Source organism: Methyloversatilis universalis EHg5 (genome assembly GCF_000378945.1).
GTDB lineage: Bacteria > Pseudomonadota > Gammaproteobacteria > Burkholderiales > Rhodocyclaceae > Methyloversatilis > Methyloversatilis universalis_A.
Map to the genome: position 1 here is coordinate 338556 of NZ_KB900539.1, position 16053 is coordinate 354608.

Consider the following 16053-nt stretch of genomic DNA (forward strand, 5'->3'; position numbering starts at 1 on the left):
GTAATACGAAGCGCCGGTGCGGCCGCTTCGACGAAACGATGAAACATGTGTTGAGGCCGATGCAGGCGGCCGATGTCCCTGAAATCCTGCGCCTGCAGGCCGCGGCCTATGCAACGGCCGCCTTCGAACCGGAATCCGCTGCGGTCTATCTGAACCGGATGGCGCTGGCGCCCGACCTGTGCTGGGTGGCCGTCGATCCGCAGGGCGGGCTGTTCGGCTATCTGCTGTCCCATCCCTGGCACGCCGGCAAGCCGCCGGCACTCGACACCGTGCTCGATGCGCTGCCCCGTCCGGCCACCCACTGGTATCTGCACGACTGCGCGGTCGATGCGCTTGCGCGCGGCGGCGGTGTCGCCGCGGCACTGTACGAAGCCGCACACGACGCGGCGGTGTGCCGCGGCCTGCAATGCTCTGCGCTGGTGGCGGTCGGCCAGGCCGCCGCGTACTGGGGGCTGCGCGGCTACCGGCCGGCGGAGGTTACGCATGCGCTGGACAGCTATGGCGAAGGTGCCTGCTACATGACCCGCGCGCTCGGCTGATCAGCAAGCTTTTAGAGCAGCGCCCGTCCGCGATACGGCTGCGCACAGCACTTTCCCTGACGGTGGTCGCAATCGCGGCGGAGGCGCCGCGCCCACCGGGCGAAATCGGCGCTCCGCCTGCAGGCAGCGGTTCAGCTGTCCGGCAGCAGCGCCTGTCTTTCCTGCGCGCTCAGCGACAGCGTGCGATACACGCAGTAGGCGGCGAAGGCGTCGTTGGCCGCATAGAGCTTCTGTGCGTCGGTCAGCCGCGGCATCGCCCAGTTCGTAGTGGTGACCGATTTGGACTTGCGGAAATTGCAGCCCAGCGTCAGCCCGACCGCGGCGCGTGCGCCCATCGAACTGTTGTAGCCGCGGCGGCGGAACACCGCGTCGAGGTCCAGCACCGCACGCAGCGTGGCGCCGAGGTTGGCGCGGATCTGCGCGCGGTCGGCGGACAGGCCGAAACCCACTTTCAGCAGCGCCGGGTCTTCCAGCAGTGCGACGATGGCCGCGCGATGGGCGGGGTTGCCGGCCTGCAGCAGCCAGGCGCGATCGTGCAGCGCGAACTGCACCAGATGCGGTCCGCTGCTCACTTCGCCCGGCTTGAAGGTCGGTTTTGATTCCGTGTCGAAGCCGGCTTCGCCGGCGCTGCGCAGCGCGTCGATGGCGGCTGCCAGCGCCTCCGGTGTGGCCGGTACTTCGATCCGTTCCAGCGTCAGCCCGGCGAAGGGCGGCAGGGCGTCGGTTTCGGCCTTGGTCGGCCCCATCTTCCTCATGCCGCGGCCGCCGGCAGCAGCGACACGACGGTGTCCGGTGGCCGGCACAGCTTCGCGCCCAGCGGGGTGACGACGATGGGGCGGTTCAGCAGCACCGGGTGAGCGGCAATGGCGGCGATCAGCGCGTCGTCGTCGAGCGTCTCGCTGTCCAGCCCCAGTTCGGCGTAGATGGCTTCCTTGCTGCGCATCAGTTCGCGTACCGGCACCTGGCAGGCGGCGACCAGCACCGCGATCTGGCCGGCGTCGAGCGGCGTCTGCAGGTATTCGATGACACGCGGCGTGATGCCGCGCTCGCGCAGGATGTCGAGCACGCCGCGCGAGTTGCTGCATTTCGGGTTGTGATGGACGGTGACGTCGAAATCCATGAGGGCGTCCGGTCAGAGTGGATGGCCGGACGATAGCAGAGCGCGCCCGGCCCGGTCAGGCGCGGGCGCGTTCCGCCGCTCACTTCACCGGCAGCACGGCGGGCTGGCCGGCCTTCTTCACCATGAATACCGCGAAGCGCGCAGGCGCCGTGGCGCTCAGATTGCGCGCCTGGGTGTGGATGTCGCCCGGCTTCTCCTCGAACACGTCGCCCGGTTTCAGCCGCCGTTCGGGGCCGCCCTGCACCTGCATCAGCACTTCGCCTTCGAGCATGTAGACGAATACATGCGCGTCATGACGGTGAGGCGCGCTGATTTCGCCCGGTGCCAGCGTCACCACCAGCAGGATGCCTTCGTCCAGACCCGGCTGCAGCGTCTGACTCAGCCGCAGTGCCACACCGCCGCCCGCATGTGCGTGATCGGCGGCGCATGCCGGCATGACCAGCGCGAGCAGCAGTGCGGCGAGTGCGCTCAGTCGCCCTGCGCCGGCCCTCATGCTGCTCTCCGTTCGACCGGCTGGCGCATCGAAATGGCGATGCGGTTCCAGGCGTTGATGGTGGCGACGACGAAGGTCAGTTCGGCGATCTGCACGTCCTCGAAGTGCCGCTTCAGTGCATCGAACAGTGCGTCGTCCGGCCCATCGTTCGCCGCACCGCTGCCGATGCGGGTGAGCGCTTCCGCCCAGTCCAGCGCGGCGCGTTCGGCGTCGTCGATGAAACTGCATTCGCGCCACCCGGCGAGCGTGTCCATGCGTTGCGCGTCTTCGCCGAGGCCGCGCAGCGCGGCAGCGTGCATGTCGATGCAGAAGGCGCAGCCATTCATCTGCGACACCCGCAGATGGATGCGTTCGATCAGTGTCCTGTCCAGCGTGCCGCGACCGAGCAGGTCGGACAGCGCATGCAGCGTCTTGTAGGCATCCGCGGCGAGGCGGACATAGGGCAGGCGCAGGCCGTGCATGATTCCCTCCGTTGTCTGGGCGCTCCGGATATCGGTGCGCGCATCGACAAGACGGATCAGCGGCGGCGCGTGTGACCGGCTCAGTTGACGCTGAAGCCGGTGAGCTTGTCCGGGTTCAGTACGCCGTACAGCGCGATCACCCGCTCGCCGTCGGTCACCACCGACAGCGTCGAATGCAGCACGCCCTTGCGGAAGCGCAGGATGGCCGGTTCGCCATTGACCGTGCCTTCGCGCCATTCGAGGCAGATGTCCGGATTGCGCGCCACCGCGTAGTACAGCCAGGCGATGCGGGGGGCGCCGTGCAGTGGCCTGAGCGTGGCCCAGGTCTTGCCGCCGCCGTCCGAGATCGACAGGGCGTCTTCGGCCAGCAGGCTTTCGATGTCGTCGCGCTTGCCCGACTCCGCTGCGGCCATGAAGGCGCGCAGTACCCGCAGGTGAGCGTCGCGGTCCACCGGAAAGCGCGGCCGCCGGTCGGCGACCCGGGCTTTCGCGCGATGCACCAGCTGGCGGCAGGCGGCTTCGCTGCGTTCGAGCGCGCGTGCGACCTCGGGGTAGTCGTAGTCGAACACCTCGCGCAGCAGGAAGGCGGCGCGCTCGTCCGGCGTGAGGCGTTCGAGTACCGCGATGAAGGCGATCGACAGGTTGTCGGCCAGTTCCAGCCGCGCCTCCGGCGCGATCGGGTCGGCTGCGTCCAGCGGTTCCGGCAGCCAGGGGCCGATGTAGTGCTGCGTTTCCGCCTTGCGGGCGCGCAGGCGGTCCAGGCTGAGCCGGGTCACCGTGGTCACCAGCCAGGCCTCGGCCGAGCGCAGGTCTTCCGGCGCCGATTCGTGCCAGCGCAGCCAGGCATCCTGCACCACGTCTTCCGCGTCGGCGCGCGAACCCAGCATGCGGTAGGCGATGCCGGCAAGGCGGGTGCGGTGCGGATCGAAGCTGCGGGCGAGGTCGGACATGTCAGTGCGGGGCGCGTATGCAGGGCGACACTGTAGACGCAGACACCCGGGCCGTTGTGACATGCCGGCGCCAGGCGCACGGCGACGACGGGTGTCCGCGTCCGCGAACACCCGTCGCCCTCACATCCCTTCAGGCCCGTCGCGCGTCCGGCTTCAGCCCTTCAGCGCGTTGTAGCTGGTGATCAGGTTGCGGTAGTCCGGGATGTGGTTGGACAGCAGCGTCGCCAGGCCTTCGACGTCGTTGCGCCAGTCGCGGTGCAGTTCGCACGCCACGCCGAACCAGTTGATCAGCTGGGCGCCGGCCTGCGACATGCGGTCCCATGCGGAGTGGCGGGCGATGTCGTTGAAGGTGCCGGAGGCGTCGGTCACGACGAACACGTCGAAGCCTTCCTCGATCGCCGACAGGGCCGGGAAGGCGACGCACACTTCGGTCACCACGCCGGCGATGATGAGCTGCTTGCGGCCGGTGGCCTTGATCGCCTTGACGAAGTCCTCGTTGTCCCAGGCATTGATCTGGCCCGGGCGGGCGACGTAGGGGGCGTCCGGGAACAGCTCTTTCAGTTCCGGCATCAGCGGGCCGTTCGGGCCCTGTTCGAAGCTGGTGGTCAGGATGGTGGGCAGCTTGAAGTACTTGGCCAGATCGGCGGTGGCCAGCACGTTGTTGCGGAACTTGTCCGGATCGATGTCGCGCACCAGCGACAGCAGGCCCGCCTGGTGGTCCACCAGCAGCATCACGGCGTCGTCCTTGTTCAGCTTCTTGTAGGTCGTGGTCATGGCAATTCTCCTTGCAGTTGAGGTTGGGTGCCGGGTGGGTGGCTTTGGCCTTTGTGGCTCCCGGCGGAGTGGTCCCTGCGCGCCCCGGTGCGCGCAGGGGGTGAAACGGATCAGGTTGTCGCGGCTTCGAAACGACCGCTGTTGAAATCGTCGATCGCCTCGCGAATTTCATCCTTCGTGTTCATCACGAAGGGGCCGTAGCCGGCGATCGGTTCGTCTATCGGCTCGCCGGCCAGCAGCAGCACGGTGGCGTCGCTGTCCGCGGTGATCGAGAAGCCGCTGCCCTCGCGGTGGTAGAGCGCCATCTGCGCCTCGCGCACCGGCTGGCTGCCATTGGCGCGGATCAGGCCGTGCAGCACCACCAGCGCCAGCGTGTGGCCTTCCGGCACCGTCAGTTCAAGGTCGGCGCCGGCCTTCAGCTTCAGGTCCCACACATTGATGGGCGTGAAGGTGCGGGCCGGCCCCCTGTGCCCAGCGTATTCGCCGGCGATGACGCGCAGATGTCCGGCGCCGCCTGCCAGCTCGACCACCGGAATGTCGGTCTGCGCCAGGTGCTGGTAGCTGGGGGCTGCCCGCTTGTCGCGCGCCGGCAGGTTCACCCACAGCTGCACCATTTCCAGCGGACCGCCGCGGCGGGTGAAGTCCGGCGAGTGGAATTCCTCGTGGATGATGCCGGCGCCGGCGGTCATCCACTGCACGTCGCCCGGGCCGATCACGCCGCCGGCGCCGGTCGAGTCCTGGTGGGCGACTTCGCCCTCATAGACGATGGTGACCGTTTCGAAGCCACGGTGCGGGTGGCGGCCGACACCGCGCGGCGTGTCCGACGGCTCGAAGGTCGCCGGGCCGGCGTAGTCCAGCAGCAGGAAGGGGCTCACGTGACGGCCCATCGAATCGTAGGAAAACAGCGAACGCACCGGAAAACCGTCGCCGACCCAGTGCTGGCGGGGGGCGCTGTACAGACCTGCAATCTTCTTCATGGCGTTTCTCCTGTTCGTTCGCACCGTTCCGTCTGAACCGTGCTGCGTTGAGGTGAATACTAGATACGCGACAATCGGCCCGCTAGACCGCAAAATCGCTATTCAGCGTTCTATTGGTGGAACGATGGGAGAGGCCATGCAGGATTTGAACGATCTGTACTTCTTTGCCCGCGTGGTCGAGCACGGCGGCTTCGCGCCCGCCGCCCGCGCGCTGGACATGCACAAGTCCAAGCTCAGCCGGCGCATCGCGCTGCTGGAGGAGAAGCTGGGCGTGCGGCTGATCCAGCGCTCGACCCGCCGCTTCGCGGTAACCGAAGTCGGCCAGGCCTATTACGGCCACTGCGTGGCCATGCTGGTCGAAGCCGAGGCGGCGCAGGAGGCGGTGGAGCGCACCCGTGCCGAGCCGCAGGGCATCGTGCGGCTGGCCTGCCCGACCGCGCTGCTCGAATACCAGGTGGCCGACATGCTGAGCCGCTACATGGCGGCCTGCCCGCGGGTGCAGATCCATGTGGAAAGCACCAACCGGCGCGTGGACGTGATCCGCGAAGGCTTCGACCTCGCTATCCGCGTGCGCTTTCCGCCGCTGGAGGACACTGATCTGGTGATGAAGGTGCTGGGCGACAGCCTGCAGCGTCTGGTCGCCCACCCGGATGTCGTCGCGCCGCTGGGCGAGGTGCGCGTGCCGGCCGATCTGGCGTCGGTGGCCAGCGTGGCCTGGGGGCCGGCGCAGCGCGAACACCTGTGGGCGCTGGAAGGCCCGGACGGCGCCAGCGCCGAAGTCCGGCACGCGCCGCGACTGGTGACCGACGATCTGGCCACGCTGCGCAGTGCCGCGCTGCACGGTATCGGCGTGGCCCAGCTGCCGACCATGATGGTGCGCGACGACCTTGCCAGCGGGCGGCTGATCGACGTGCTGCCGCACTGGGCGCCGCGCTGCGGCATCGCCCACGTCGTGTTCCCGTCGCGGCGCGGCCTGCTGCCGGCGGTGCGCGGGCTGGTCGATCACCTGGCGCGCGAGTTCGCGCAGCTGCCGTCCGACCTGCCGGTGGCGGGCCGTCCGTCCGCCAGCCGCGTCAGCGTGTGATGCCGGTCCGCGCCCTGTCAGGCAGAGGCCGGCCGGTTCCGGTCCTGCATGAAGTCGATGAAGGCGCGCAGCTTGCCCGGCATCTGTACCCGGTGCGGGTAGTACAGATAGAAGGCTTCCGCCGGCGCACAGCAGGTTTGCAGCAGCGGCACGAGCTGCCCGCTGCGCAGGTATTCGTCGGCGAACTGCCGGTAGACGAAGGCCAGGCCGAGCCCCTGGCGTGCGGCGTCGAGCACGCAGCGCATTTCGGTATGCACCAGACGGGTCGGCGGCTCGATCGCGACGCGCTGGCCGTCCTGCTCGAAACGCCATTCGAAGTAGCGCCCCATCGCGCCGAAACGCTGGCGTATGCAGGCGTGTTCGAGCACGTCCTCCGGCGCCGCGGGAGCGCCGTGCCGTGCGAGGTAGTCCGGCGCGGCCACCACCACCGTCCGCTGCGCCGCGCCCAGTGGTACCGCCACCATGTCGCGCTGTACCGCGTGCCCGAGCCGTATGCCGGCGTCAAAGCCGCCGGCCACGATGTCCACCATCTGGTTGTCGATGACCACTTCCAGCGCGATGTCCGGGAACTGCCGCAGGAAGTCGGCCTGGTGCGCCTGGATCAGCGATACGAAAGCCACGTGCGAGGTGTTGATGCGCAGCAGGCCTCGCGGGCGGGCGGCGGTTTCGCCAACCTGCTGCACCGAACGGCGGATCTGCTCCAGCGCGGGCGCCAGCGAGCCCAGCAGCTGCGCGCCGTGTTCGGTCAGCCCGACGCTGCGCGTGGTGCGGTTGAACAGTCGCACGCCGAGCTGCGCTTCCAGCGTCTTCACGATCTTCGACATCGCGGTCGGCGTGACATCGAGTTCTGCCGCGGCGCGCGCGAAATTCAGGTGACGCGCGACGCTGTCGAAGGCGAGCAGGGCGCTCAGGCCGGGGGCTGATTTCCCGCCTTGGGTGGGCGACAGGTGCGCGCTGCGATCCCGGCTCATATTGAGAACCAACGGTTCATGGTGAATGCGATTTTATAGGGATTCACGGACAGAGTCCGGCTGCCTATCGTGGCCGCAACTGCCCGGCCGCTGCATCGCGGATGCCACTGGCCGGGCAGGGTTGCGTACCCCTCTCGTCATTTCAAAGGATCTCTGTCATGAAAACCTATCTCGTCATCGGTGCCGGCCCCGGCATCGCCCTTGCCACGGCCGAGCGCTTCGCCCGTGACGGCTTCCGCATCGTGTTTGCCGCGCGCAGCGGTCGCAGCATTGCTTCGGGGGTGGAGGCCTTGCGTGCGGCCGGCGCCACCGTCGAGGTCGACACGATAGACGCGGCCGATCCGCAGGCCGTGGCCGCACTGGTGCGCCGCCACGCGCAGGATCTGGCCGTGCTGCACTACAACGCCGGCGTGCTGCATTACGACGCGGCCGGCGCGCTGCAGCCGCGCACGCTGGCGCAGGAAACCGTGGGCAGCCTTGACAGCGACCTGCGCACCAATCTGACCAGCGCGCTGGCCGCGGTGCAGGCCGCGCAGGCGGTGATGGCAGCGCGCGGCGAGGGCAGCATTCTGCTGACCGGCGGCGGTTTCGGCGTCGAGCCGACGCCGGCCTTCATCAATATCAGTGTCGCCAAGGCCGGCCTGCGTGCTGCCGCCCGCGCGCTGTTCGAGCCGGCGCGCGAGCAGGGCATCCATGTGGCGACGGTCACCGTCAGCACCCTGGTCGCGCCCGGCTCCGACAAGGCGAATGAAGTGGCGGACGCCTTCCGGGCCCTGCACGCCCAGCCGCGTGGCGAATGGACCTGGGAAACGGTGGTCGCCTGAACCGGGGGCGGCAGGGGAACATCCGCTGCCGCGCGCTACTCTTGAATGCCGTGCGCTCCGCACGGCATTCAAGGATTCCGATGTTCCGTACCCTGAAAGACCTGTTCGACAGCTTCTCCGCACCGGCGGCCGGTCCGGCCGCCACCGAACACCAGCTGCAGCTGGCGACCGCGGTGCTGCTGGTCGAGGTGATGCGCGCCGATCCGGAGATCGGCGACGCCGAGCGCGCCGCCGTGATGCAGGCGCTGCGCGACAAGTTCGCGCTGGCCGACGACGAGGTCGAGCGGCTGATCGAACTGGCCACCACGACCGCCGCCGAGGCCTACGACTACCAGCGCTTCACCGGCCAGCTCAACCGCGCCTTCGACGCCGCGCGCAAGCTGCGCGTGATCGAACTGATGTGGCAGGTCGCCTATGCCGACGGTCATCTGCATGCGCATGAGGCGCACGTGATGAAGAAGGTGGCCGAGCTGCTCTACATTCCGCACGCCGACTACATCACCGCCAAGCTGGCCGCACGAGACGCTGTCGGCGCGCGCTGACAGCCCGTGGATTGCGCGCGGCGGCGGGTCCGCACACAATCCCTCCGGATATTCCGGCGCCTCCCATGTCCCTCACGCTGCCCGCCCAGACCCTCGCCTGTCACGAATGCGATCTGCTGCAGACCGAGCCCGCGCTCGCGCCCGGCCAGACCGCGCGCTGCGTGCGCTGTGGCGCCTTTCTCGCGCGCAATCCGCCGGACAGCCTCGATCGCACGCTGGCGCTCACGCTGACCGCCGCCATTCTTTACGTGATCGCCAATGCCTGGCCGCTGGTCGGCCTCGAAATGCAGGGGCGGCGGGTCGAGGTGACGCTGATCGGCGCGGTGCAGGCGCTGTGGTCCGAAGGCATGACGCCGGTGGCCGCGCTGGTGTTCGGCACCGCGCTGCTGTTCCCGCTGCTTGAACTGGCAATGATTCTGGTGGTGCTCATTCCGCTGCGTCTGGGCCGGGTATCGCCGCGCATGGCGCCCTTCTTCCGGCTGGTGCGCTCGGTGCAGCCCTGGGGCATGGTCGAGGTGTTCCTGCTCGGCATGCTGGTATCGCTGGTGAAGCTGTCGCACATGGCCACCGTGCTGCTCGGCCCGGCCTTCTGGGCGATGGCCGCGCTCATCCTGACCGTGACGCTGGCCGGCCGCGCCTTCGACACCCGGCTTCTGTGGCAGGCGCCGCCAGCGGGGGCTGGCGCATGAGGCTGGCGCTGACCGCACGCGAGGCCGGGCTGATGAGCTGCCATGTCTGCGGTCAGCTGGCGCGCCATGCCGGCGGCGCGCATCTGCGCTGCCCGCGCTGCCACGCGCCGCTGCATCTGCGCAAGCCGGCCAGCATATCGACCACCTGGGCGCTCATCGTCGCGTCGGCCATCCTGTTCGTGCCGGCCAACCTGCTGCCGATGATGACCACCTCGTCGCTGCTGGGCACCCAGCGCGACACCCTCATGAGCGGCGTGGTGTTCCTGTGGCAGAGCGGCTCCTGGCCGCTGGCGGCGGTGGTGTTCTTCGCCAGCGTCGTGGTGCCGCTGCTGAAGATTCTTGCGCTGGCCTGGCTCACCGCATCGGTGCAGCGCCGTTCGCGTCGCCGGCTGATGCAGCGCGCGCGGCTGTACCGGCTGGTCGAATTCGTCGGCCGCTGGTCCATGCTGGACATCTACGTCATCACGCTGCTGGTGGCGCTGGTCAATTTCCGCGGCATCGCCACCATAGAGGCCGGCCCGGCCGCCATCGCCTTCGGCGCGGTGGTGGTGCTCACCATGTTCGCCGCCATGAGTTTCGATCCCCGCCTGATCTGGGACCCGCTTGCCGGGCCGGACGACCTTGCCCGCCATGACTGAACCGATGTCCGATCCGCGTCCTTCTCCGCCCGATGCGCTGCCGGCCGCGGTGGTCGAGCCGCCGCGCCGCTTCCGCATTCCGCTGGTGTGGATCATTCCCCTCGTGGCTGCGCTGATCGGGCTGTTCCTCGCTGCGCGCACTTATCTGGAACAGGGGCCGGTCATCACGCTGCAGTTCCGCACCGGCGCCGGGCTGGAACCGGGCAAGACCCGCATCAAGTACAGGGACATCGATGTCGGCGTGATCACCCGGGTCAAGCTGTCGAACGACGGTGCCCATGTGCAGGCCGAGGCGCAGATGGCGCGTGAGGCGGAGCGGCTGCTGGTCGAGGACACCCGCTTCTGGGTGGTCAGGCCGCGCGTGTCCGGCAGCGCGGTGTCCGGGCTCGATACGCTGCTGTCCGGTGCCTACGTCGGCATGGATGCCGGCAAGACCGACGCCTCCCGCCGCGATTTCGTGGCGCTGGAGGATGCCCCGGTGATCGCGCTCGACGTGCCCGGCCGCAGCTTCGCGCTGCACGCCGACAATCTCGGCTCGGTGGATGTCGGCACGCCGGTCTATTTCCGCCGCATTCCGGTCGGCCAGGTGACTGCGTTCAGGCTGGACGAACAGGGGCGTCATCTCGACATCCAGGTATTCATCAAGGCGCCCTACGACCGGTACGTGACGGTGGATACCCGCTTCTGGAACGCCAGCGGCATCGATCTCAGGCTGGGCGCCGATGGCCTGCAGCTGAACACCGAATCGGTCAGTTCCATTCTCACCGGCGGACTGGCTTTCGAGACGCCGGAAGGCGGCGACACCGAACCGGCCGCTGCGGACGCCGATTTCAAGGTGTTCACCACCCGTGCCGAGGCGCTGAAGCAGCCCAGCGCCAGCGCCCAGGTGTGGCGGCTGCGCTTCACCGAAACCGTGCGTGGCCTGTCTGTCGGTGCGCCAGTGGATTTCCGCGGCATACAGATCGGCGAGGTGATCGCCATCGAGCCGGATGTCGACGTCGATGCGGCCGATGTCGGCCTCAAGGTGGATATCGCGGTGTTCCCCGAGCGCATGCGCGCACGTGACGCAGGCCGGCAGGACATGAGCGGCGATGCCTTCCACGCGCTGGTCGACCGGCTGGTGGCGCGCGGCCTGCGCGCCCAGCTGCGCAACGGCAGCCTGGTGACCGGCCAGCTCTACGTTGCGCTCGATTTCTTCCCGGGTGCCGGCAAGGCCGGCGTCAGCTGGGCGGCGAAGCCGCCGCAGCTGCCCACCCAGCGTGGCAGTCTGGACGAACTGCAGGCCACGCTGGCGCGCATCGCCGGCAAGCTCGACCGCCTGCCGCTGGACGACATCGCCGCCGAAACGCGCACCGCCATCGCCGGTCTGGCGCGCGCGGTCGAGCGCACCGAAGCGCTGATGGCACGGCTGGACGGACTGGCGTCGAACGAGGTGCGCGCCACGGTGGACGAAACCCGTCAGGCCATGGCCGAGGCGCGCGCCGCGGTCGCCGATGGCCGCCGCCTGCTGGCCAGCGACGCGCCGCTGCAGCAGGACCTGCGCGACAGCCTGCAGGAACTGTCGCGTGCCGCGCAGTCGCTGCGCCATCTGGCCGACACGCTGGAGCGCCACCCGGAAGCGCTGCTGCGCGGCAAACCGGAGGAGAAACCGTGATCCGCATTTCGTTTGCACGGGCCCTTGCCCTGTGCGCCGCACTGATGCTTGCCGGCTGCGGCAGTTCGCCTGCGCCCCGCCTGTACACGCTGGCCGCGGAATCGCTGCAGGTGGGCGTGGGCGCCGCCTCGCCGACGGTGGTGATCGGCCCGGTGTCGCTGCCGGAGACGGTGGACCGTCTGCAGATCGTGCGCCGCATCGACGGCACGCGTGCCGAGCAGGCGGACGGTCATCGCTGGGCCGGCGCCCTGAAGTCCGAGGTCGCCCGCAGGCTGGCGGCGTCGGTCGCGCGCGAAGGCGGTCTGGCGCGTGTGGTGGCCGCGCCGCAGCACAGCATCGCGCGCCCGGACATCACGGTACCGGTGGATGTGCTCCGGTTTGACGCCGAGGGCTTTTCGTCGGTCACGCTGGATGCCGCATGGTCGGCGCGGCGCGACGGCCGTGAAGTTGCGAGCGGCCGGTTCAGCCGCAGCGAGCCGGTGGCGGCGGCACATTACGAAGCGCTGGTCGCCGCGCACGGCCGGCTGGTGGACGCGCTGGCCGCCGACATCGCCGGCGCGTTGCGCTGAGCGTCCATCTGTAGCGCCCGGTGCAGCGATACAGTCGGCGCCTGGCCGCATCCGCTGGCGTGTCGCCCCTCCTGCGCCAAGTCCCTGTCGCAGTGCAGGTTTCCGCCGGGCGGTGAGCCAAAAGGCCTATGCCGGCTGCGTCGCTGGCGGCGGAAGATGTAATGCGGGGTCGGTGTAATCCGGCGGTCTTTTTCCGGATGCACCCCGACATGACTGCACGCACTACCCTGGCAAGCCGGCTGCGCCGCGCTACCCTGGCACTGGCCTGCGGCTGCGCGACACTGAGCGCCGTCGCCGCCGACATCACCCCTTATCTGCAGACCCCCACCGCGAACTCGATCTGGGTATCGTGGAAAACCGCCGAAGGCGATGAATCGGTGGTCGAATACGGTGTCGATGGCGGCCCGCTGAACCGCACCGCCTCAGGCGCCACCCAGACGCTGGCGGCCACCTACCGGCTGCACGGCGTACAGCTGACCGGCCTGCAACCCGAAACGCTGTACAGCTATCGCGTGCGCACCGGCAGCCAGCTGTCGCCGGTGTTCCGCTTCCGCACCCAGCCGACCGCAGCGCGCAAGAGCGGTCATTTCCGCATTCTGGTGACCGGTGACCACCAGCTGCGCAACGACGACCGCCACACGCCGCTGCTGCAGGCGGCGAAGGCCAAGATCCAGGCGCTGACCGGCCAGCCGCTGGAAGAGGCGGTGCACCTGATGCTGAACAACGGCGACCAGGTCGACGTCGGCACGCTGGATCACTACGAATTCGTGCACATGAAGCCGTCGGCGGTGGTGTCCGGCAATCTGGCCATCATGACCGCGCTGGGCAATCACGAAACCTATTACGACCCGGGCCTGGCCAACTGGCGCGCGCACAACTTCTACGACGGCATCAGCTACAAGGGCATCGCCGCTGCCGCCGATGAAAGCTATTACGCGCATCAGGTCGGCCGCGTGCTGCTGGTCTATCTGAATTCGGAGTCGAACTTCGCCGCGCAGGCGGAATGGCTGCGCAAGGTGGTGGCCGCCGCGAACGTCGATCCGGACGTGGACTGGGTGATCAGCGTGGTGCATCGGCCCTATCAGGCGGAGCAGTACGTCGGCGACATATCGCAGTGGTTCCGCGACACCGCCATGCCGATACTGGCCGGTACCCGCAAGCACGCGCTGAACATCGGCGCTCACCATCACCTGTACGCGCGTGGCCAGACCCGCGACTGGCCGACCTATCACATCATCAGCGGTGGCACCGCCTGGGACCAGTTCTGGGGCCAGTCGACCGAGCGCGACATGGATGACGTGCAGAAAACCATCGCCAACTGGACCTGGCAGCTGATCGACTTCGATCTGGATGCGCGCACGATGAAGGTGTCGTCGTATGCCGAAGGCCACCCCAAGCTGGGCTTCGCCTACAGCAGCCGGCTGGTCGACGAGTTCGAACGTCACCTCGATGCTGCCGGCCCGAACAGGCCCGAACTGACCGGCAGCGCCGACGGCGCAGTGGTCACGCTGCCGCACGGCTTCACGCTGTCGCCCTTCCAGTCGCCGTCCGGCATGGCGCTGAACAGCACCCAGTTCCAGATCTCGCGTGATGCTGCCTTCACCAGCACCGTGGTCGACCTGATCCGCGACGTGGAGAACGTCTATGGCGACACCGGCGCGCCGGACTACGAACCGGTGGACATCCACGCCGGCGTCGACATCGAAACCTACACCGTGCAGCAGTACGGCCTGAACAACGGCAGCTACTACATCCGCGCCCGTCATCGCGACGCGAATGCCGAGTGGTCGCCGTGGTCGGACGCGCGCAGCTTCAAGGTCGAAGGCAGTGCCGACGGCGATCCGGCGCTGCGTCTGGCGAAGAAGGTGTGGGCACCGGGCGAGCCGGTGGTGATCGAGTACATGAATGGCCGCGGCAAGACGAAGGACTGGGTGGCGGTCTATCGCAAGGGCCAGACGCCGGGTTCGGCGTCGCCGTCGGTGAAGTGGAGCTATGTGTCCGGCATCAACGGCCAGCTCGCCTTCTCCGGTCTGGCGGCCGGCGTCGAGTACTACGTCGCTTTCATGACCGACGACAGCTATGTCGAGATCGCGCCGCGCATGCCCTTCTACGTCGGCGACATGCCTGAACTGGCGATCAGCAAGACGCAGTTCAATGCCGGCGAGCGACCGACTTTCACCTGGAGCGGCGCGCCGGCCGGTGCGAAAGACTGGATCGGCGTGTATCGCGTCGGCCAGACGCCGGGCGGCATCGGTTCCACCGTGTGGGCCTACACGCCGACCGAAGCCGGCAGCGTCACGCTGGGCGCGCTGAACAAGGGCTATTACTACGCGGCCTTCTTCATCAACGACGCCTACTTCGAAATTTCCGAACGCGTGCCGTTCGCGGTGGGCAGCGAAATCGCCAGCGTGAGCCTGGTGAAGAGCGCGCTGGCCAGCGGCGAGCGTCTGGACATCCGCTTCTCCGACGGTCCGGGTACCGCCAAGGACTACATCGGCGTGTTCCGCAAGGGTGCAACGCCGGGCATCGACCTGCTGGTGGCCTACTACTACGTCGATGGCCGTGCGGGCGGCAGCCTGTCGCCGGCTGAAGCGCTGCCGGACGGCGAGTACTTCCTCGCGCTCTACATCAACGACTCCTACACCGAAGTGTCGAACCGAGTGGCCTTCACGGTCGGCGCCGGCAGCGAGCCGCAACCGGATCCGCGGGTGTTCGGCGTGACCGGCAACCTGATCCGCACCGGTGACGCGCTGGCGGTGAACTGGTCGGGCATGCCGGGCAATGCGAAGGACTGGATCGGCATCTACCGTTCGACCCAGACGCCGGGCAGCAGCAGCCCGTCGGTGCTGTGGCGCTACGCGGGCGGTGCCGCTGGCACGGCTTCGTTCAGCGGTCTGGCTGCCGGCGAGTACTACGTCGCCTTCCTGCTGAACGACGGCTACCAGGAGGCCGCGCTCCGCGTGTCCTTCACTGTGCGCAAGCGTGGTGACATCAACGGCGACGGCCGTATCGACATCGCCGACCGCGACGCGCAGCGCGCGGCGCTGGGCAGCTGCGAGGGCGATGCGCGCTATCAGCCGCTGGCCGATTTCGACGCCGACCGCTGCATCACCCAGGCCGACTACAAGCTCTGGTACGCACTTTTCACCAAGCAGTGATGACCGATGGCGGGGCCTGAGTGCCCCGCCTCGCAAGGAGATTCCCCATGATGATGAAAACCCTCGTCGCCGCGCTGATCGCTGCCGGCACCCTGTCGGCCCAGGCCGCCACCGTATCGCTGTCCGGCACCGCGGCCGCCTCGGTCGGCCAGACCTTCTCGCTGGACGTGCTGCTGCAGCAGCCCTTCGACGGCGAACGCGCCGGCGACGAACTGCTGGCGTTCGGCATGGACCTGTCCTTCGACGGCAGCCTGCTGAAGCTGCTGGGCGTGTCGCTGGCACCCGCCTGGAGCGACGATTCGGCATTCACCGGTGTCCTGCTGTCCGGCTCCGCCTTTCCGGGTGTGGCCGATGAAGGGCAGGGCGCGCTGACGCTGGCCACGCTGTCGTTCGAAGTGCTGGGTTCGGGCAGCACGTCCATCGCGCTGGGCAGCGATGCAGCCGGCAATTTCAACCACGGTCTGGTCTATCTGATGGCACCGACGCTGGACGTGCAGGCCACGCACGCGCTTGCGCTCAGCGTGCCGGAACCCGGCAGCTACGCGATGATGCTGGCCGGTCTCGGCCTGCTGTCGCTGGCGGTACGCCGCCGCGGCTGAATGCCGGGCTG

The 16053-nt window shown here is 68.5% G+C and carries 18 protein-coding genes; 10 read left to right on the forward strand and 8 right to left on the reverse strand.

Translation table 11 applies throughout. The features are described from left to right. Positions 1-38 precede the first annotated feature (38 nt). On the forward strand, positions 39-539 hold the full coding sequence (locus METUNV2_RS0101515) for a GNAT family N-acetyltransferase (protein WP_232415581.1): 501 nt from the start codon (positions 39-41) through the stop codon (positions 537-539). A 131-nt stretch (positions 540-670) separates the two neighbouring features. Here the strand turns inward: METUNV2_RS0101515 and METUNV2_RS0101520 are convergent, their stop codons facing one another. From METUNV2_RS0101520 to METUNV2_RS0101550, 7 genes are all read right to left on the reverse strand, one after another. Then, positions 671-1294, reverse strand: a complete 624-nt coding sequence (locus METUNV2_RS0101520) for a 3'-5' exonuclease (RefSeq protein ID WP_026187784.1) — start codon at positions 1292-1294, stop codon at positions 671-673. After that, a complete protein-coding gene (arsC, locus tag METUNV2_RS0101525; protein ID WP_018227755.1) occupies positions 1291-1659 on the reverse strand; it encodes an arsenate reductase (glutaredoxin) in 369 nt (122 codons plus the stop codon). Before arsC ends, METUNV2_RS0101520 begins: the two co-directional genes overlap by 4 nt. Before the next feature lie 79 nt (positions 1660-1738). Then, a complete protein-coding gene (locus METUNV2_RS0101530; protein ID WP_018227756.1) occupies positions 1739-2152 on the reverse strand; it encodes a cupin domain-containing protein in 414 nt (137 codons plus the stop codon). Next, positions 2149-2613: a carboxymuconolactone decarboxylase family protein gene (locus tag METUNV2_RS0101535; RefSeq protein ID WP_018227757.1), complete on the reverse strand. Its 465-nt coding sequence runs from the start codon at positions 2611-2613 to the stop codon at positions 2149-2151. The genes METUNV2_RS0101530 and METUNV2_RS0101535 overlap by 4 nt, the downstream gene beginning before the upstream one ends. Before the next feature lie 80 nt (positions 2614-2693). Beyond that, positions 2694-3563, reverse strand: coding sequence for an RNA polymerase sigma factor SigJ (gene sigJ, locus METUNV2_RS0101540; protein WP_018227758.1), 870 nt, complete (start codon positions 3561-3563; stop codon positions 2694-2696). A gap of 153 nt (positions 3564-3716) precedes the next feature. Continuing rightward, positions 3717-4337, reverse strand: a complete 621-nt coding sequence (gene ycaC, locus METUNV2_RS0101545; protein WP_018227759.1) for an isochorismate family cysteine hydrolase YcaC — start codon at positions 4335-4337, stop codon at positions 3717-3719. A gap of 110 nt (positions 4338-4447) precedes the next feature. Continuing rightward, positions 4448-5314, reverse strand: coding sequence for a pirin family protein (locus METUNV2_RS0101550; protein ID WP_018227760.1), 867 nt, complete (start codon positions 5312-5314; stop codon positions 4448-4450). A 136-nt stretch (positions 5315-5450) separates the two neighbouring features. Between METUNV2_RS0101550 and METUNV2_RS0101555 the strand changes: the two genes are divergently transcribed. Further along, positions 5451-6398: a LysR family transcriptional regulator gene (locus tag METUNV2_RS0101555; RefSeq protein WP_018227761.1), complete on the forward strand. Its 948-nt coding sequence runs from the start codon at positions 5451-5453 to the stop codon at positions 6396-6398. A gap of 17 nt (positions 6399-6415) precedes the next feature. Here METUNV2_RS0101555 and METUNV2_RS0101560 read toward each other — a convergent pair whose 3' ends face one another. Beyond that, positions 6416-7369 carry a LysR family transcriptional regulator gene (locus METUNV2_RS0101560; protein WP_018227762.1) on the reverse strand — a complete coding sequence of 318 codons (954 nt, stop codon included), beginning with the start codon at positions 7367-7369 and terminating at the stop codon, positions 6416-6418. A 158-nt stretch (positions 7370-7527) separates the two neighbouring features. Between METUNV2_RS0101560 and METUNV2_RS0101565 the strand changes: the two genes are divergently transcribed. From METUNV2_RS0101565 to METUNV2_RS0101600, 8 genes are all read left to right on the forward strand, one after another. Next, positions 7528-8193 carry an SDR family NAD(P)-dependent oxidoreductase gene (locus tag METUNV2_RS0101565; RefSeq protein ID WP_018227763.1) on the forward strand — a complete coding sequence of 222 codons (666 nt, stop codon included), beginning with the start codon at positions 7528-7530 and terminating at the stop codon, positions 8191-8193. Between the two features lie 80 nt (positions 8194-8273). Next, positions 8274-8735: a tellurite resistance TerB family protein gene (locus METUNV2_RS0101570; RefSeq protein ID WP_018227764.1), complete on the forward strand. Its 462-nt coding sequence runs from the start codon at positions 8274-8276 to the stop codon at positions 8733-8735. Between the two features lie 65 nt (positions 8736-8800). Next, complete coding sequence (locus METUNV2_RS0101575) at positions 8801-9424, forward strand: paraquat-inducible protein A (protein ID WP_018227765.1); 624 nt, start codon at positions 8801-8803, stop codon at positions 9422-9424. Next, entirely contained in the window at positions 9421-10062 is a 642-nt protein-coding gene (locus METUNV2_RS0101580) for a paraquat-inducible protein A (protein WP_018227766.1), read from the forward strand. The genes METUNV2_RS0101575 and METUNV2_RS0101580 overlap by 4 nt, the downstream gene beginning before the upstream one ends. A gap of 4 nt (positions 10063-10066) precedes the next feature. Further along, positions 10067-11716 (forward strand): PqiB family protein, encoded by a 1650-nt coding sequence (locus METUNV2_RS0101585; protein WP_018227767.1) that lies wholly within the window; start codon positions 10067-10069, stop codon positions 11714-11716. Next, positions 11713-12285 carry a PqiC family protein gene (locus METUNV2_RS0101590; protein WP_018227768.1) on the forward strand — a complete coding sequence of 191 codons (573 nt, stop codon included), beginning with the start codon at positions 11713-11715 and terminating at the stop codon, positions 12283-12285. Before METUNV2_RS0101585 ends, METUNV2_RS0101590 begins: the two co-directional genes overlap by 4 nt. 209 nt (positions 12286-12494) lie before the next feature. Then, the gene (locus tag METUNV2_RS0101595; protein ID WP_018227769.1) at positions 12495-15443 is read left to right on the forward strand and encodes a fibronectin type III domain-containing protein; all 2949 of its coding nucleotides are present in this window, start codon (positions 12495-12497) and stop codon (positions 15441-15443) included. Between the two features lie 47 nt (positions 15444-15490). Then, entirely contained in the window at positions 15491-16042 is a 552-nt protein-coding gene (locus tag METUNV2_RS0101600) for a cohesin domain-containing protein (protein WP_018227770.1), read from the forward strand. Positions 16043-16053 lie beyond the last annotated feature (11 nt).

Coding starts and splice junctions, on each gene's coding strand:
- METUNV2_RS0101555 (WP_018227761.1), top strand. CDS start 5,451: ATGCAGGATTTGAACGATCTGTACTTCTTTGCCCGCGTGGTCGAGCAC.
- arsC (WP_018227755.1), bottom strand. CDS start 1,659: ATGGATTTCGACGTCACCGTCCATCACAACCCGAAATGCAGCAACTCG.
- METUNV2_RS0101580 (WP_018227766.1), top strand. CDS start 9,421: ATGAGGCTGGCGCTGACCGCACGCGAGGCCGGGCTGATGAGCTGCCAT.
- METUNV2_RS0101550 (WP_018227760.1), bottom strand. CDS start 5,314: ATGAAGAAGATTGCAGGTCTGTACAGCGCCCCCCGCCAGCACTGGGTC.
- METUNV2_RS0101585 (WP_018227767.1), top strand. CDS start 10,067: ATGTCCGATCCGCGTCCTTCTCCGCCCGATGCGCTGCCGGCCGCGGTG.
- ycaC (WP_018227759.1), bottom strand. CDS start 4,337: ATGACCACGACCTACAAGAAGCTGAACAAGGACGACGCCGTGATGCTG.
- METUNV2_RS0101560 (WP_018227762.1), bottom strand. CDS start 7,369: ATGAGCCGGGATCGCAGCGCGCACCTGTCGCCCACCCAAGGCGGGAAA.
- METUNV2_RS0101600 (WP_018227770.1), top strand. CDS start 15,491: ATGATGATGAAAACCCTCGTCGCCGCGCTGATCGCTGCCGGCACCCTG.
- METUNV2_RS0101570 (WP_018227764.1), top strand. CDS start 8,274: ATGTTCCGTACCCTGAAAGACCTGTTCGACAGCTTCTCCGCACCGGCG.
- METUNV2_RS0101515 (WP_232415581.1), top strand. CDS start 39: ATGAAACATGTGTTGAGGCCGATGCAGGCGGCCGATGTCCCTGAAATC.
- METUNV2_RS0101595 (WP_018227769.1), top strand. CDS start 12,495: ATGACTGCACGCACTACCCTGGCAAGCCGGCTGCGCCGCGCTACCCTG.
- METUNV2_RS0101575 (WP_018227765.1), top strand. CDS start 8,801: ATGTCCCTCACGCTGCCCGCCCAGACCCTCGCCTGTCACGAATGCGAT.
- METUNV2_RS0101565 (WP_018227763.1), top strand. CDS start 7,528: ATGAAAACCTATCTCGTCATCGGTGCCGGCCCCGGCATCGCCCTTGCC.
- METUNV2_RS0101535 (WP_018227757.1), bottom strand. CDS start 2,613: ATGCACGGCCTGCGCCTGCCCTATGTCCGCCTCGCCGCGGATGCCTAC.
- sigJ (WP_018227758.1), bottom strand. CDS start 3,563: ATGTCCGACCTCGCCCGCAGCTTCGATCCGCACCGCACCCGCCTTGCC.
- METUNV2_RS0101520 (WP_026187784.1), bottom strand. CDS start 1,294: ATGAGGAAGATGGGGCCGACCAAGGCCGAAACCGACGCCCTGCCGCCC.
- METUNV2_RS0101530 (WP_018227756.1), bottom strand. CDS start 2,152: ATGAGGGCCGGCGCAGGGCGACTGAGCGCACTCGCCGCACTGCTGCTC.